The following is a 15,244-nucleotide window of genomic DNA, read 5'->3' on the forward strand; positions in this document are numbered from 1 at the left end:
TCGCGTTCGAGGCGTATCATATCGCGGCAGGGGATACCGTTTTCCACGATGGAGCGCAGCACTGGAAGGTCCATGCGCGGGGTCAGTCCGCTTCCAGCCACGCGGGCTCGATGTGCGCGATGGTGATCTTTTCGTTGTAGCGCTGGTCGCCGCGTTCGTAGAGGCAGAGGAGGGTCCCGTCATCGCGCTGGGCGAGGTCGGAATAGGCGCTGGGACCGGATTCCAGGACGCGCGGGTTGCTCCAGGTATTTCCTTCGTCCGCCGAGCGCCGGAGTGCGAGGCCGGAGCGCGATTCGGCGTTCGGGATGTTTGCGAAGACAAACTGGCCGTCCGCCAGGCAAAGGAGGCTGCCCTGGCAGGTGGGGTCCGGCAGGCTTTCGTCGAGCGCGGGCTCGGTCCAAGACTGGCCGCCGTCGTCGCTGGTGGCCGTGGCGCGGTGGCCGGCCTTGTAGGCGCGCATGTTCAGGTAGAGGACGCCGTCCGCACGCTCGGCCACGGTGCACTCGTTCAGGCGCGGAATTCGCTCGGGCACGAGACCGCCCGCGCGCCACGTTTGGCCGTCCGCGGCGCCGAGGAGCACGCCGGAGCGGTAGCGGATGCCTTCGGCGCCGGGCTCCGCGCTGCAATACCATATGGGCGCGACCAACTCGCCGTTGGCCCGCTGGATGCCGTGAACGGGGCCCGTGCCGATGCGCACCCAGGGGAAATCGACGCCGCGGAGCATCTCGGTACGCTCAATCGGGTCCGACCAGCTTGCGCCGTCGTCGGTGCTGCGCGTGTGGAAGAGGCGGCGGTTGTTGCGCGTGAAGAAGAGGTGAATGGTGTCGCCCGCCACGATGGGGCAGGGGTTGCCGATGGTGATCGGCTCGTCTCCGCCCTCCTCGTGGACCAGGAGCATTGGCCCCCACGTTACGCCGCCATCCGCGCTGCGTTTGAGCACCAGGTCGATGTCGCCGGCGTCGGACGGGCTGTTCTTTCGCGCCTCGCAGAAGGCCAGCACGGTTCCCGAGGCGCTGATGGCGAGGGCGGGGATGCGGTAGGTGTGGTAGCCGGCTTCGCCGCCGGTGAAGACGTCGATCTTGACGGGCGCGGCGAGTACGGCGCCGGGAATCAGGCTGGCCGCAAGCAACACGCCCCGTGCTATAGTGAAGGGAAGAATCATACGGTTTGCCTCCTCGCGGGTACGATACGTACTCCGGCGGACATGGTCAAATCGTGTACCGCCGCGATTCTTGCTATGTGCCGGGGCGGGGCCGTACGCTTTAGGGGAGTTTGCGGCGCGGTTCCGGTCCTGAAGCCGCGAAAGGAGACGAGGTGTCGAGACGGTCCGTGCTTGGATTACTGGTGTTGCCCGCCGTGACCATCGTGTTGCTCGGCGTTTGGATCGCCATCGGGTGGTGGTCGGTGGCGGGCGTGGCGGAGCCGTCCTACGAGGTGATCAGCCGCCACGATGGCTATGAAATCCGGCAGTACGGGCCGCAACTGGTGGCGGAGGTCGAGGTAGAGGGCGCGTTCACGGAGGCCACGAATCGCGGTTTCCGGCAATTGGCCGATTACATCTTTGGCAACAATGTCGTGCCGAACGGCGAGGGCGCGGAGTCGTCGGCGGGCATCGCCATGACGGCGCCGGTGATCGAGCGGGAGGCGGTTTCGGAGGAAATCGCGATGACCGCGCCCGTGCTGGAGCGGGACGCTTCGGCGGGCCTGCGTATCATCACGTTTGTGATGCCGGCGTCGTACACCTTGGAGACGCTGCCCAAACCGCGGAATGAGGCGGTGCGCATTGTGGAAGTCCCCGCACGGCGCTGCGCGGTGCATGCCTTTTCGGGATCGGTTGGGGGCGAGAAGGCGGCGGCGCGGAAGGAACGGCTGCTGGCGTTGCTGGAACGGGATGGCCTGGGGCATGTGGGACAACCGATGCTGGCGCAGTTTGATCCGCCGTGGACGCCGCCGTTTATGCGGCGGAATGAGGTTTGGGTGGAGTTGGCGGCGGGGGAATAGGCGGTTGGGGGGCGACGGGTTGGAGATTTGGGGGGAACCGCAAAGAACGCAAGGAGCGCAAAGATTGGCGGGGCGGGGAGAGGAGGAGGGGAAGAGGGGGAGCCACAAAGGGCGCAAAGAACACAGGGCAGCCTTGGGCCGCTACCAAAGAAATGATCACCACGAAGGGCGCGAAGGTCACGAAGGAAAGAGAGACGAAGCTTTGACCGCAGAGAACGCAGAGAGCGCATTTTTAACCACGAATGAACACCAATGCACACGAATGCATCGGGAGCAGCCGCGGGCGGCGATCAGGAGTTGTGACCACGGATTACACGGATGACACGGATAGCAATTCGTTCCGGCCGTTGCGGCGTGCCGGCGGCTGCGTGCGATTTTCGACGTGGCCTGTTTGGATTGTTCAGCATCGGAATTGTAGCGGGGTTGATCGGGTGGCGGGCTGCTTCTTCTCGTTTGGTTCGCGTGTCGCTGCAATCCGTGTCATCGGTGTAATCTGTGGTCAAGACAAGAATTTCGCCCACGAAACTTGCGGAACGGCCCGGAAATTCTCCCTGGGTATTTCGCTTCGTAAGTGATTTTGCAACAATTGGTTATATGGATTTTGAACGAAAGCGCTTGCAGAAAAAACAAGAAGTTGACGGAAAGTAGTACAAAGAATAAAGGCGTGTGACGAAGAGGGGAAGCATGTGGAAACCGCAAACGGCTGCAGGGAACGCGAAGCGTGGTGGCGGCGCGAGGGCTTCTGATTGGGTTAAGGGCGCGGGGCGCGCGGTCGCGCTTTTGCAGACAGCGGCGCGGAATGGTACGGTGGGGTATCTCGCTCGTTGGGTGGGTTGAATATATCGATGTTTTCTGTTGTAATCTTGTCTACACGAGGCGTGAGGCGTTGTGGAGATCAAACAACTGAAGGCGCGAGCACAGGATGGGGCATGAAACTTTCAGCAAGAGGGACTATTTCTACGACGCGCGCAAGCGGCTCACCAAGGCGGAGCGTTTCGATACGGACGGGACGACGCTCCTACACCGCTACAGCTACACCTATGATGCGGGGGACAACCTGGTGACGAAGGCGGTGCTGGACAATGGGACTTCCACGACGACCACCACGGTCTTCGCGTACAACAGCGCCAACGAGCAAACCTCCATGACCGTGGGCGGGACGACCACAACGCAGGCCTACGACGCGTGGGGGCGCCTTACGGGCCGCGCCCAGGGCGGCTACAGCGCCACCTACGCCTTTCCTCCTGCGGCGGACCTTCGGCGCTACGGCGATAAGCTCTACAGCGTGACCAGCGACTTCCCGGGCGAGGGGGATGTCACCTACGAGTACGGGGGCGACCAGAAACGCCGCAGCCGCGTCGCGGGCGCCAGCGAGACGTGGTACAACTGGGACGCGGGCTGGACGGTGCTGTCCGAGGAGGATAACGCGGACGGCTCCAGTGGCGCGCTGAAGCGGACCTACCGCGGGCGGAATGGCGCCCATGTCGACGGAACAAATCCGGCGACGGGCGCGTGGAAGTTCCCCACCCACGACAGCCTCGGCAGCAGCCGGAGCGTCTGGAACGCCGACAAGACCCTCTACGCCAGCTTCGAGCAGACGCCCTACGGGGAGGTGTACGCTTCTTCGGGTTCCACAACCAACGTCACGCGCCGCTACACCGGCCACGACTGGGACGAGACCGCCGAGGCCTACTTCGCGCCCTTCCGCTACTACCAGCCAGCCAGTGCGCGCTGGATGACGCGGGACCCCGCCGGAAACGTGGACGGACCCAACGTCTATGCCTATGTTGGCGGGAACCCGGTCATGGCCGTGGATTCGATGGGGCTTAGCCGAGGCCGTCCACGTAACCCTGAGCAAGAGGAGGAAGTTGAAGAACACCGGCGGACTTATCACCGGGTCAGGAAAGCGTGTAACCTCCGAATAAAGAGCGCCCTGAAGTTAATTCAGACGGTGCTGGATTTGACTGCGGAGACTGTCAAGAGTAAGCGATACCTTACCGGTCGCTCGCGAAATGGAGAGCCGATCGAAGGTGATGAGATTGAGGGGGTCCACTTTGAATGGCAGGAACACATGGTGGTTGCAGGTAAAGAGTTTGAAGTCTTCAACTGGGATTCCGAGATTTCGGGCAGGGCCGGCGGAGTGCTTGGAGCGCATGGAAAGAGCCTTGTTAGAGGCCGTTTCAAGATAAGTATAAACGCTTGTCGAGAGGAGCTTCAGAACACTTCGCTTTCACCAGGGTTTCTTTGGCTAGTTGCCCACGAGGCCGCACATGCTGCACGCGACTTTAGTAGGGTGAAGTATGTCGTTACTGGAATCATGAATCTAGATGTATACGGGCGAGATCCTGGTACGTTCGCTGGGAGTGAGGAGACTGTAGCTGATGAATTTGCAAATTATATAGTCGCAGCTTTGCTTGTCTCGCCATAGCAGTAAATGACAACTCTGGATATAAGTACAACGGAATCAATCATCGCCTTTTCAGAAGGCGCTTACAGTGGCTTACAGGCGAGCGTTTGCTCTTAAGATGTTTTGAGCTGGTCGCCCAACCGGAGGAATACGCTTATGTGGCGGCAATGTAAGCATGGGTCTTTGATCATTGCGGCGAGCTTGTTCTTCGCCGCTTCAGCTTCCGGCTGTTCCCGGGCGAGACATGCTTATTCGTGCGAGAGCGTCAGGTCCAGCAATGCGGCCATGCCCGTTGAGGGTGTTCCGATTACGATAAGCCCTTCATTTACAATGAGGCCTGAAAACCCTTCCAAGGTGAAGCAACAGCTGGAGGACCGGAAGTCGATCCGGGCTCGTGTTGACGATTTATACGTTTCGCTCGAAAATCTGGGCGCGGACGCGTACAAGTTTGAAATTAAGTTGCATTTTGAGAATATTGGAGATATGGCGTATACAGTTCCAGTGAATAAGATACGGCTGGTCATGGCGGGCGCCGATGGCCTTGACGAGCGTGTCCTGTCGCAAGGGGAAAACGCGGAATACTATCCGTACGACATATACATGGTCCGGAATCTGTCGTTTGTGCAAATAAAAGGTAAGACAGCGGACGGGACCGTTGAAGTGGATTCAATACAGTTGGTTCCGCGGGGCGAAGCCTATGTGCATGTTAATATCGATGCCGCGCCGTTTGAGGCCGGTACGCTTGTTCTTCCCCTGAAGCAGGAAACAAGCGGCATGGAGACCATGCTGTTTTTTGATCTTAAGCACATGCTTCAATACAGGGGCACAGTGCCCTAGCGCAGATGCGCAAATCGGTAGAAAGTCCAAGAGCGCCTGGCGCCGCAGGCCGAGGAGCGTCCCCAATGTGGCCGCTGAGAGGACCCATGAGGTGAAGAACGTCTACAAGTCTATAGGCACTCTACTGATGATTTTGTGCTGCGGGAGTTCTAATTTCGCCTGTCTTTCGCAGAAGGTGCGCGTTTACGAAACGTATGACGTATCCGGCGTAAACGAATCGCCGCTGCTTGGTACGGCGCAGACCAAAGTCGACTATATTGTGACCCCGTGGTTTCCAGTTGATTCGAAAGGGCGGGAGCTACTCAAAGGGCGCCAGTCGATACGTGTCGAATACAAGGGGCTGTATATCGAACCAATTCGCGCGACGCGGATATCCGGGTTGACCATCGCACTGAGATTGAAGAATGCGGGGAGTTCCGTTCAATCCATTCCTCTTGAATCCATTTATCTGGAAGTGGCAGATGAAGGCCGGGGCGGTGAGATTCTCCCCTTGGCGTATCTGCAAACAACAAGGCTGGAAGACGAAAACGGTGAACCGGTCGGCCTGCGTCGAGATTTGCCGTATATTAATATACGTCTTTACCATTTGGATGTAAAGAAGGGTGAAAGCGCGGAGCCCAACTCGCCTTTTTCGGAGGGCACAATATCGGTGCTCCCGAAGGAAGAGCTCGACGTTGTACTCGGATATCCGGGCTTCAATTTCAACACCGGGGAACTGCGCCTCGCGGTCCTGGAAAGTGATAGCGAACAAGAGGTAATGCCGAGATTCCAAATTCGGTATGTTGGAGCCTACAGAGCCCGTGGTCATAATATACTTCCCGTTCCCTGAACTCAGGCAGGTACATACGATTGGGAAAGGACCGATACCTTCGCGGCGAGAAAAGTGTAGAAGTTCTTGCAGACCATGTTATTTCGGCCGGATTCGATTATACTGCGTATACATCCGACAGCGTCACATACGGAAATGGACGGGCGACAGAAGGACCTGGTTCGAATTCTTCCAGAGCCAGGTTGCCGAGGAGGTATCCACCATGGAAAAGTCGCGAGCGCATCGTTGCTTAGTCGTTGCCGTGATCCTGCTTGGAGTGATCACGTTGTCAGGATGTGGGCCAATTCGACAGGCCTATTCGTGCAATGGGGTGCAGTCGAGCAATTCCGCAATGCCACTGGAAGTTTCCCCCATCGTGATTGAATTCACGAACCGGTTGCCAAAAGATCCCATGGAAGTAGACCCGCAGTTGCAGCGCCGGAAGTCGATTCAGGCCCGTATTAACGACCTTTCCGTTTCGCCGCTGAACCTGGCCGGGGATGCATATTACTTTGAGGTGCATTTACGTTTCGACAATGTCGGTGAGGCCGTGTACGCGGTGCCGGTCGATGAGATCCGACTCGAGATTCCAATCGATGGAGGCGGCGATGTGCGCGCCGAGGCGCCCGAAGGGGCAAATGAGGAAATCCTTCCCGCTTATCTTTCCGCTATGAGAAAAAGAGTTGAGCCGGCTTTCGAGGCGTTCAAGGGTGAATTTGCCGTAAGTAAAAGCGAAGAAAGTTCTATAACCTTGTTTGCGCATGACGAAACGATTATCAATGTGGATTTTCGCAGTCCACCCTTTGAAACTGGCACGCTGGTGTTTTCACTTCGGAACGAGACCACCCTGGAAAAAACCACCCTATCGTTCGACATCCAGCACTTCCTGACGTATCGAGGCGCGATCTATTGATTCATTCACCATGCCTTGAACGCGATCGCGCGCCCGGTGCGATTTTGGTCGCGGCGCCACCCTGTTCGCGAGAACGGGCTTTACTAAAGTTGCGCGACGCGCAGCGCCCGAGGCGCCCGGGCGTTCTCGTTTTGTTTGGAGGCATGCATGACGCGTTATATCGAACAACATAAACGACTTCTCGCAGTTTTGGCCCTGTTTTACTGTGCGTTTTCCGGCATGAGCTGTATGCCGGACGTGCACGTGTATGAGGTCCCGGATGTATCGGGCGAGGCCGGCGGCGAGGCAATAGCAATAGAACCTACTGTTACGACGGATCCACGTTTTTTTCCGCTCCCAACTGACGGGGCCAGGTGGGCAGATAGTCGCCGCTCGGTTCGGGGCGAATTTCGCGGCCTGAATATAGAGCCGTTAAGCGTATTGTGCATAAAGGACCAAACTGAAATTTTGTTACGGATATTCAATAATGGGGATAGCGAATTCGCCATTCCCTTCGGGTCCATGCAGCTGGACGTTGCGGCCGAGTTGGATGGCGAGGAAGAGAAGGCTTCACGCTCTCCGGAGAGAACAGTACCTGCAGACTGGGCCCAGGTTGTGCGCCGTGGCGAGATGCCTGGAAGAGTTACGGTGTACCACAGGAAACAAACCTTCTATCAGGACGCCGGCGGGGTACCCCAACCTTTCGTGAATGCCAAGTTCACCGTAGAGCCAGAAGACGTAAGGGAACTTCTGGTAGGTTTTGAGGCGGCGGAGTTTCGTAATGGAGCGCTTATCATTACTGCAGTAGAAAAGGGAGGCGGACAAGAAATAACGATGAGATTCGATGTAGAATACATGGGAAGTTACAAACACGCCCGCTACTAACCGCATTTCCAGTGGCATGGCGCAGGCCAACGAAGAGCGGGCGCCTCTGTGAAATCGTGGGAGTACGGACGGACTACGACGGCAGCCACCTGGACTACAGCTACGACAGCCAGGGGCGGGTAACCTCGATGAACGACTACCATGGCAACACCACAAGCTACCTCTACGCGAGCGACGGGAAGCTGAGCACCATCACGGCGCCGGGCTCGAAAACATGGGCCTTTAGTTACGATGGCTACGACCGGCTGACCCGGGTGGACATCCCCAACGGCATGCACACGGAATACGCCTTCGATTCCGAGGGCCGGCGGACCTCCATCACGCATAAGGACGGCTCGACGGTGAAGCAGAGTTTTGATTACGCGTTCACCGATGGGAATGCCATTACAAAGATCACCCACGGCGATGGCTCGTTGTGGGAATACGAGCACGACGCGCGCAAGCGGCTCACCAGGGCGGAGCGTTTCGATACGGACGGGACGACGCTCCTGCACCGCTACAGCTACACCTATGATGCGGGGGACAACCTGGTGACCAAGGCGGTGCTGGACAACGGGACCTCCACGACGACCACCACGGTCTTCGCGTACAACAGCGCCAACGAGCAAACCTCCATGACCGTGGGCGGGACGACCACAACCCAGGCCTACGACGCGTGGGGGCGCCTTACGGGTCGCGCCCAGGGCGGCTATTCGGCCACCTACGCCTTTCCTCCTGCGGCGGACCTTCGGCGCTACGGCGATAAGCTTTACAGCGTGACCAGCGACTTCCCGGGCGAGGGGGACGTCACCTACGAGTACGGGGGCGACCAGAAACGCCGCAGCCGCGTCGCGGGCGCCAGCGAGACGTGGTACAACTACGACATGGGCTGGAACGTGCTGTCCGAGGAGGACGACGCGGACGGGGCCACGGGCGCCCTGACGGCGACGAACGTGCTGCTGACGCCGGGCGCGGAGGTGAGCGCACTTCTCGCGGACATCGCGGGGGCCAGCCCCGCCAGCGGCGCGCCGCGCTACTACGTCACCGACCACCTCGGCAGCACCCGCGGCGCGTACGACGCGTCCGGGGCCGCCGCCGGAACCTACGAATACAGCCCCTACGGCGGGGCCTACGCCGTCGCGGGCGACGCGCTGGAGACGCTCTCCGCCAGCTTCACCGGCAAGCCCTGGGACGCCGACAGCAACCTGTACCACTTCCCCTACCGCACGTACAGCCCGGAACGCGCGCGCTGGATGACCCGCGACCCGCTGGGGATGGTGGATGGGCCGAATGTCTTTACCTATGTAAGAGCAAATCCGGTTATGTTTACAGATTTGCTTGGGAACGTCTCATCTGATCCAGGAGACCTTAATTGGACGAATTGGCTCTCCTATAAGTATAAAACTTCTGAAGGATTAATTCAGCAGAGTAGAGGGTGCTATCTTCAGGGTTCAACCGTAGAGATTCGCCAATATCGATGCTTGATTCAGCAGGAGTATTGGAACGCGGGGTTTTATCAAGAATGTTATGATGAATGCAGAGAATGGTTGGCTCCGGATTCGCTCTTGGGCGATATATTGGAATTTATAAAGGGTTATGGTACACTCGGGTTCTCCACCTTTGTGACCCATTATACATGTAGAGATTTCTGCAGAAACGAGGATGCCCAGTATGAGTATATATATGTGTACTACCAATGCACGGGTATGGATCAGGGTCATAGGCGAAAGAACTGCAAGGCTGGACGAGCGTAATTGGTTTCTTGAGGCAAGGAGATTTAAATCGATGATGCGAACAGCTGGAAGATGGGTTTCGTCCTCAGGGAAAAAATACTTCGTCGGGGCGAGGAAGTGGATTCGCTTAAGAGGTGCAGTATTCATAACAGATGCCATCTTTGCATGCATCTACATTGCTGTCATGGAAGTTCTCTTCATATTTCCAAGCACACTCGTCGTCGCACCCCTAATTCTGGTTCCTATATTTATGGTATGGCTTTTTCTCGGTTGGCCAGTCTATGTCAAGGTGCGATCTATCTTTACTGCGCTGGGCGGCATTTCAAGGAATTCGTCACGAGCGAGCGATGACACTTCGACGAAATAGAGGGATTGGGGATAGGTGCCGAATTTCTGACAACGGGAACCTGACGAAGGTCACCGCCACGGGCCGGGACGACACGCTGCTGGCCTACGACGGGATGAACCGATTGACAAAGGTGTCCTCCCCGGGCATCAATGAGGCGCAGACGACGACCTACGACCTCCTGGGGCGCGTGAGCGCCCGGAGCACGGTGAGCGGCGGGATCATGAGCCATGCCTACGACAAATGGCGCCGGGTGACGGCGATGAATCTCGGCGGGACGACCACAACGCAGGCCTACGACGCGTGGGGGCGCCTTACGGGCCGCGCCCAGGGCGGCTACAGCGCCACCTACGCCTATCCTCCTGCGGCGGACCTTCGGCGCTACGGCGATAAGCTCTACAGCGTGACCAGCGACTTCCCGGGCGAGGGGGACGTCACCTACGAGTACGGGGGCGACCAGAAACGCCGCAGCCGCGTCGCGGGCGCCAGCGAGACGTGGTACAACTACGACATGGGCTGGAACGTGCTGTCCGAGGAGGACGACGCGGACGGGGCCACGGGCGCCCTGACGGCGACGAACGTGCTGCTGACGCCGGGCGCGGAGGTGAGCGCACTTCTCGCGGACATCGCGGGGGCCAGCCCCGCCAGCGGCGCGCCGCGCTACTACGTCACCGACCACCTCGGCAGCACCCGCGGCGCGTACGACGCGTCCGGAGCCGCCGCCGGAACCTACGAATACAGCCCCTACGGCGGGGCCTACGCCGTCGCGGGCGACGCGCTGGAGACCCTCTCCGCCAGCTTCACCGGCAAGCCCTGGGACGCCGACAGCAACCTGTACCACTTCCCCTACCGCATGTACAGCCCCGAACGCGCGCGCTGGATGACCCGCGACCCGCTGGGGATGGTGGATGGGCCGAATGTGTATGCGTATGTGGGCGGAGGTGTGGTAATGATGGTAGACGTGCTCGGATTGTCAGCGCGGGCAGACGAAGCGGAGTGCTATGAAAAACTTCGGAGAGAGTTCCTGAGCGAAGTCGAAGACTATCTTGCGTCCCAAGCCATAGGTTATGTGGTCGGACTCCTCCTTGAGGGCGGCCTCGTTTTCTATTGTGCGTATGCGACATATGTAGCCATTGCCAGTGCTGGAACTCTTTCGGTTGTCGCCGCAGCGTGCTGGGCGGTGTCTTCCTTTGGGCTCTTGGGCTTGAGCGCTGTTCTCGTTAGCCCTCCAACAGGGAGCGTAGATACGGCATTGAGAGAAACCGTAAAGAGTCTGAAACGATGCTTACTTCAAATCGGCGTTGATTCCGATGACTTGGACCTGGGTGGCGGATACTACCGAGACGAACGAGGGCATAGGCGTCGAATACCGACCGTGAGATCGTAACACTCAAGGTCAGGTCGACCTCACTCAAAGAGCCAATGGTTTTGAAAGTGTTGAGTAACGGGATAACTCTACGTGGTCAATAGAGTAACAGAGAGGGTGTGATTCCGTGCAAATTCCCGAAGCAAACTCTTTTTTCACTTTTCCAGTGATCTTTCTATTTGCTGTGGCGAAATATGACATGTACATAATCATCGCTTGTCTGCTCGCCTTGTCTTCTGCATCTGTAATCATCGGTCGTATTGTAAAGCGCTTCCAAAAGGAGATGGCAAGTGCGCAAGCCACAACACACCTCAAGCGCCTTCGTGGGTGGTGTCTTCTTATTCAAGTTGCAGTCTACTCCTTACTCATAAGCACGTGGATCACGGAACAAGAAGGGTGGTTGCTGTTGCATGAGTTCTTGGAAGCGTGGTATTTCATTTCTTTGGCTCTAGGCTCCTTGGCTCTCTGTGCCCTGCTTGGGTTTAGTACTGGCATGGCAGAAATCTATTGGAGAGAAGTTCGGGCCCCGGGTGCGGGGTTGGCACTCTTACGTTCATACGAAGCATATCGACCTTCATCTAACTCCGCGCGGGTATTGCGTGCAATTTTGGTGCCGCCCCCGGTTTGTGTAAAGCGGGTTATGGTGTTGGTGTTATTTTCACTGGTCGCAGTCTTTGCATCGTTGTGGTTGAAGGCGATTTGGGTTACGCAACACGCCACAGTGGCCACAGCATATATGGCGGGCGGCTGGGCGGCGGAGTCTGAACTAGAGAAAGGAGAGGCTCCCAAGGATATGGTTCTGCGTAGACGGCCCGTGGCTAATACTGACCGTGTGCCCGGAGACTTAAGGGTTGAATACTGGGAGAGCAAATTGGGGTACATGCACTACATCGTACAAAAGGGATTTGTCGAAGGATATAACATGTACGTAAAACATGCACGCCAAAGGGGCGAAACATCCGGTCGCGAATAGCTTTGGAGTTCAATGGGTGCAGTTCTGATATTACCGATGAATTACGAGCGCTATGGAGCGGGCCTTCAGCCCTCATAGGTTATTGGACCCCTTTGCCTGGGCCGATGGCCCAGGCTGGTTTGAAACAGGCCTTCGGCCCTGAATATCGTTTCTTCAGCGCCGAAGGCGCCCGATCATATCAGCCTGGGCCGCAGGCCCAGGAAGAATGCCGACGAATTCGGCCAGGGCTGAAAGCCCGTATCATAGTGGGTTTCCGGCGAACTGCAAAAATCGGGACTATTCTTACTTCCTCATAGTCCGGGTGCGGTAATATTAGCATTGCACCCATTTCAATGGGGAACGCAAAGCGTGGTGGTGGCGCGAGGGCTTCTGATTGGATCCAGGGCGGCGGGTTGCGCTTTTGCAGCCAGCGGGGCGGAATGCTAGGGTGGGGGGGGTATCTCGCTCGTCGGGTGGGTTGAATATTTCGTAGGTTGCTGTTGTAATCTTGTTTGTGCAGAGAGTGAGGCGCAATCGATAATCCGAGGAGGCTTGCGAGCGCAATTGCGGTTAGCCGCCGAGCGCTGCGCATCGCGGAGAATGTTGGGAGGCTGTCCATATGCGCTTGATTATCTTCATTTGCAGCGTGTGCGTCCACGCGGTAATTTCGCTCGCCTTATTCTTTGCGGCGCGCGGGGAACTTCACAACAAGTTTGCGGCAGATCTCATTCTCCTGGGCGTGGCGATTTACTTCGGCATTCGTCTGGCGAGGCACGAGGGACGCGATCCCACCCAGTTCAGCATGAATGCCGTCGGCGCATTCGTACCCGCTGTTTTGCTGGTGGTGGGCAACCTCTTCTCGCTGTCGGCCTCTTTTTTCTGGATCTGGCTGCGCGATTCGTTGCCGCCCTTTGCCCCGGTACCCGTGGAGCGGATGTCCGAGAGAATCGGCATTGCGGCGTGTCTGGTGCTGTCCATAGGAATCATTTGCCTGCTGGTATCCATCTACCGAAACGCCCGCGGGAGATCGGGGTTTCCGGCGGCAGCGCAAGACAGCCGATCGCCGGGCGGCGGCGGGGTCAAAGTCTCGCTGGGCAGGGCGCTTGGGCTGCAACTGGGCTTGATCTTCGTATTCGCCGCCGTGATGGCGGTCGGCGTCGTCTGGCACAAGGTGACTATCGCGGAGGTGCGAAAGGATTTGCTGAACGAGGCTTCCTTCAAGGACGTGGCGGTATACTCCCTCAGTCTGCGATTGGCGCAATCGGATTACGAATCCGGCAATCTGCGCCTGTTTACCCTGGAGGACACCGCCGTCGAGGGCGAATCGGAACCCGACGGGGACCGGTCCCTGAGCGTTTCCCGGCTGGAGTGGACCGGTGATGAAGCGACCGGTGCGGCGCTTGTCCGGAGGTTTGTTGCGGACTACAATCGAAAGATGCGGGGAACTGGTGAGCGCGCGTGCCGCGAATGAGTAGAAGGGGAAGCGCGGGCGCGGGTATAGAGGAATGGCGGCAAGCTCAGTAGGAGGGTATATGATATGTCGAATCGCGCAGTGACTATGGCAATCCGTTGTTGCCAATTCCTGAATACCAAGTACGTGTTCGTGTTGGGTTCCGCATGGTTCTTCACACGTATCGGCGGGCAAAGCTTTCCGCTGCCATTCGTATTGTATGGTATAGGGGTTTGCGCAGTTTATTTTGTTATCTGGCTGGAACTTAACAAACTCACCAGTCGGCGCGTTGTGTTTGGGAAGGGTGTCGGCTGCAGTTTGGGCGAGCTTGGCTCGGCCATCCTGATCCTGACGCATCCGGCGTTCTATCTGGCGGAGGATCGCGGCATCTGGGGAGTTCATGAGGTCTTTTTATATTTGTGGCCTGTTGGCTATCTCGTCGTCCTGGGCTTTGTCATTGGCATGATAGTGGATCGAAATGAGAAACTTACCTGAGGATGGCCGCGGCGCCGCGTTGCGCCGGTGAACATAGTATAATACTACGGTGTGGTTCTTGCTTTGGGAATTCCGCAACTATGAAAATGAATACCAAGTCCCTGGTTATCACAACAAGACGTCTGATTCCGATCTGGCTGGTTGCCGCCGTGGCGGCTTTGGTCGGTGCTGTGTTCATGGGGGAATGCACGTTAAGCATTTCGGTGGCCGCGACCTGCCTCATGGCACAGTGCCTGGGTTTGGTGTTGCTGTGTGAATTGTTGGACCCAAGCCCGTCCGAGGATTGAGATTAGCCGCATTGCCATGCCGCCGTCGCGGCTTCCCGCAATTTTGGGTGCTTGCCCGGCCAGTTTCTGTCGGAAGGTGTAGCCTGGCCATCCGACACGGATTTTGGCGGCTTGCACAAGAGGAGATTCTGCTTGTGGGAAGTACAATCGAGATCGAGAGCAAGAATCTGGAGATGATACGATTAAGTGTAGTACGTGATTTTTTTCAGACGTTACCGTTTTTCGGGATGTTCTTGTTCATGTTGGCGGCTGTAGCATTGTATGTTTACTCTGGGGACTTTCAAGCAGAGGGGGATCTCGATGTTAGAGTACTTCTAATGTTGCTCTTTTTTGCGATTCTTACTGGAGGTTTCACATATATCGTCGCAAAAGAACTTTTTCTCCGTGTCGAGGAGACAGGCGTTCGGAACCTTCATCCATGGAGGGGATTGATCCGGACGCCGTGGTGTTACATTCGTGTTGTCGATCTTGGCGGACTCCGCTGTCGTTTGGAAGATGTTCGTGATGACAGAGAGCTCGGTACGGTGCACCTCGGTGACTATGTATGCCCGACCGATGTGTTCGATACCATCGCAGTGAATCTCGGCTTCAAGGATACGGACGAAGGAAGGGCTATTCATGCGCGGATAGCGTCTCTACTTACGCCGCGGCCGCCGTACCTTCATCGAATTCTTATTATTGGTTGGATTCTCTATTGTATCGCATTGCTAGCGACGATTGTCTTGACAGCGCTGTACCGGGAAAGCAGTTGGACAGGAAAATCAATTAGCGCTGGCTTTGTTCTTCTTTTCATTTTGCGGCATTAT

At 57.5% G+C, this 15,244-nt stretch carries 14 protein-coding genes; 13 read left to right on the forward strand and 1 reads right to left on the reverse strand.

The window, feature by feature from the left end:
* Positions 1–82: 82 nt before the first annotated feature.
* On the reverse strand, positions 83–1,162 hold the full coding sequence (locus KF886_25810; protein ID MBX3180779.1) for an exo-alpha-sialidase: 1,080 nt from the start codon (positions 1,160–1,162) through the stop codon (positions 83–85).
* A gap of 152 nt (positions 1,163–1,314) precedes the next feature.
* Here KF886_25810 and KF886_25815 point away from each other — a divergent pair, with 152 nt between their 5' ends.
* The 13 genes from KF886_25815 to KF886_25875 all read left to right on the forward strand — a co-directional run.
* Positions 1,315–2,001 carry a heme-binding protein gene (locus KF886_25815; protein MBX3180780.1) on the forward strand — a complete coding sequence of 229 codons (687 nt, stop codon included), beginning with the start codon at positions 1,315–1,317 and terminating at the stop codon, positions 1,999–2,001.
* Positions 2,002–2,923: 922 nt separating this feature from the next.
* Positions 2,924–4,429: an RHS repeat-associated core domain-containing protein gene (locus tag KF886_25820; protein MBX3180781.1), complete on the forward strand. Its 1,506-nt coding sequence runs from the start codon at positions 2,924–2,926 to the stop codon at positions 4,427–4,429.
* Between the two features lie 333 nt (positions 4,430–4,762).
* Positions 4,763–5,245: a hypothetical protein gene (locus tag KF886_25825; protein ID MBX3180782.1), complete on the forward strand. Its 483-nt coding sequence runs from the start codon at positions 4,763–4,765 to the stop codon at positions 5,243–5,245.
* A 91-nt stretch (positions 5,246–5,336) separates the two neighbouring features.
* Entirely contained in the window at positions 5,337–6,074 is a 738-nt protein-coding gene (locus tag KF886_25830; protein ID MBX3180783.1) for a hypothetical protein, read from the forward strand.
* A gap of 202 nt (positions 6,075–6,276) precedes the next feature.
* On the forward strand, positions 6,277–6,966 hold the full coding sequence (locus tag KF886_25835; GenBank protein ID MBX3180784.1) for a hypothetical protein: 690 nt from the start codon (positions 6,277–6,279) through the stop codon (positions 6,964–6,966).
* Positions 6,967–7,113: 147 nt separating this feature from the next.
* A complete protein-coding gene (locus tag KF886_25840) occupies positions 7,114–7,830 on the forward strand; it encodes a hypothetical protein (GenBank protein ID MBX3180785.1) in 717 nt (238 codons plus the stop codon).
* A gap of 56 nt (positions 7,831–7,886) precedes the next feature.
* Positions 7,887–9,563: an RHS repeat-associated core domain-containing protein gene (locus KF886_25845; protein MBX3180786.1), complete on the forward strand. Its 1,677-nt coding sequence runs from the start codon at positions 7,887–7,889 to the stop codon at positions 9,561–9,563.
* A 326-nt stretch (positions 9,564–9,889) separates the two neighbouring features.
* Positions 9,890–11,275 (forward strand): RHS repeat-associated core domain-containing protein, encoded by a 1,386-nt coding sequence (locus KF886_25850; GenBank protein MBX3180787.1) that lies wholly within the window; start codon positions 9,890–9,892, stop codon positions 11,273–11,275.
* A 106-nt stretch (positions 11,276–11,381) separates the two neighbouring features.
* A complete protein-coding gene (locus tag KF886_25855; GenBank protein MBX3180788.1) occupies positions 11,382–12,227 on the forward strand; it encodes a hypothetical protein in 846 nt (281 codons plus the stop codon).
* Between the two features lie 598 nt (positions 12,228–12,825).
* The gene (locus KF886_25860; GenBank protein MBX3180789.1) at positions 12,826–13,677 is read left to right on the forward strand and encodes a hypothetical protein; all 852 of its coding nucleotides are present in this window, start codon (positions 12,826–12,828) and stop codon (positions 13,675–13,677) included.
* A 66-nt stretch (positions 13,678–13,743) separates the two neighbouring features.
* Complete coding sequence (locus KF886_25865) at positions 13,744–14,151, forward strand: hypothetical protein (protein ID MBX3180790.1); 408 nt, start codon at positions 13,744–13,746, stop codon at positions 14,149–14,151.
* 80 nt (positions 14,152–14,231) lie between these two features.
* Positions 14,232–14,438, forward strand: a complete 207-nt coding sequence (locus KF886_25870; protein MBX3180791.1) for a hypothetical protein — start codon at positions 14,232–14,234, stop codon at positions 14,436–14,438.
* A 134-nt stretch (positions 14,439–14,572) separates the two neighbouring features.
* Positions 14,573–15,244: hypothetical protein (locus KF886_25875; protein ID MBX3180792.1), on the forward strand; the 672-nt coding region annotated here is incomplete at its 3' end.

The sequence above is a fragment of the Candidatus Hydrogenedentota bacterium genome (assembly GCA_019637335.1).
In the GTDB taxonomy this organism is placed as follows: Bacteria; Hydrogenedentota; Hydrogenedentia; order Hydrogenedentales; family JAEUWI01; genus JAEUWI01.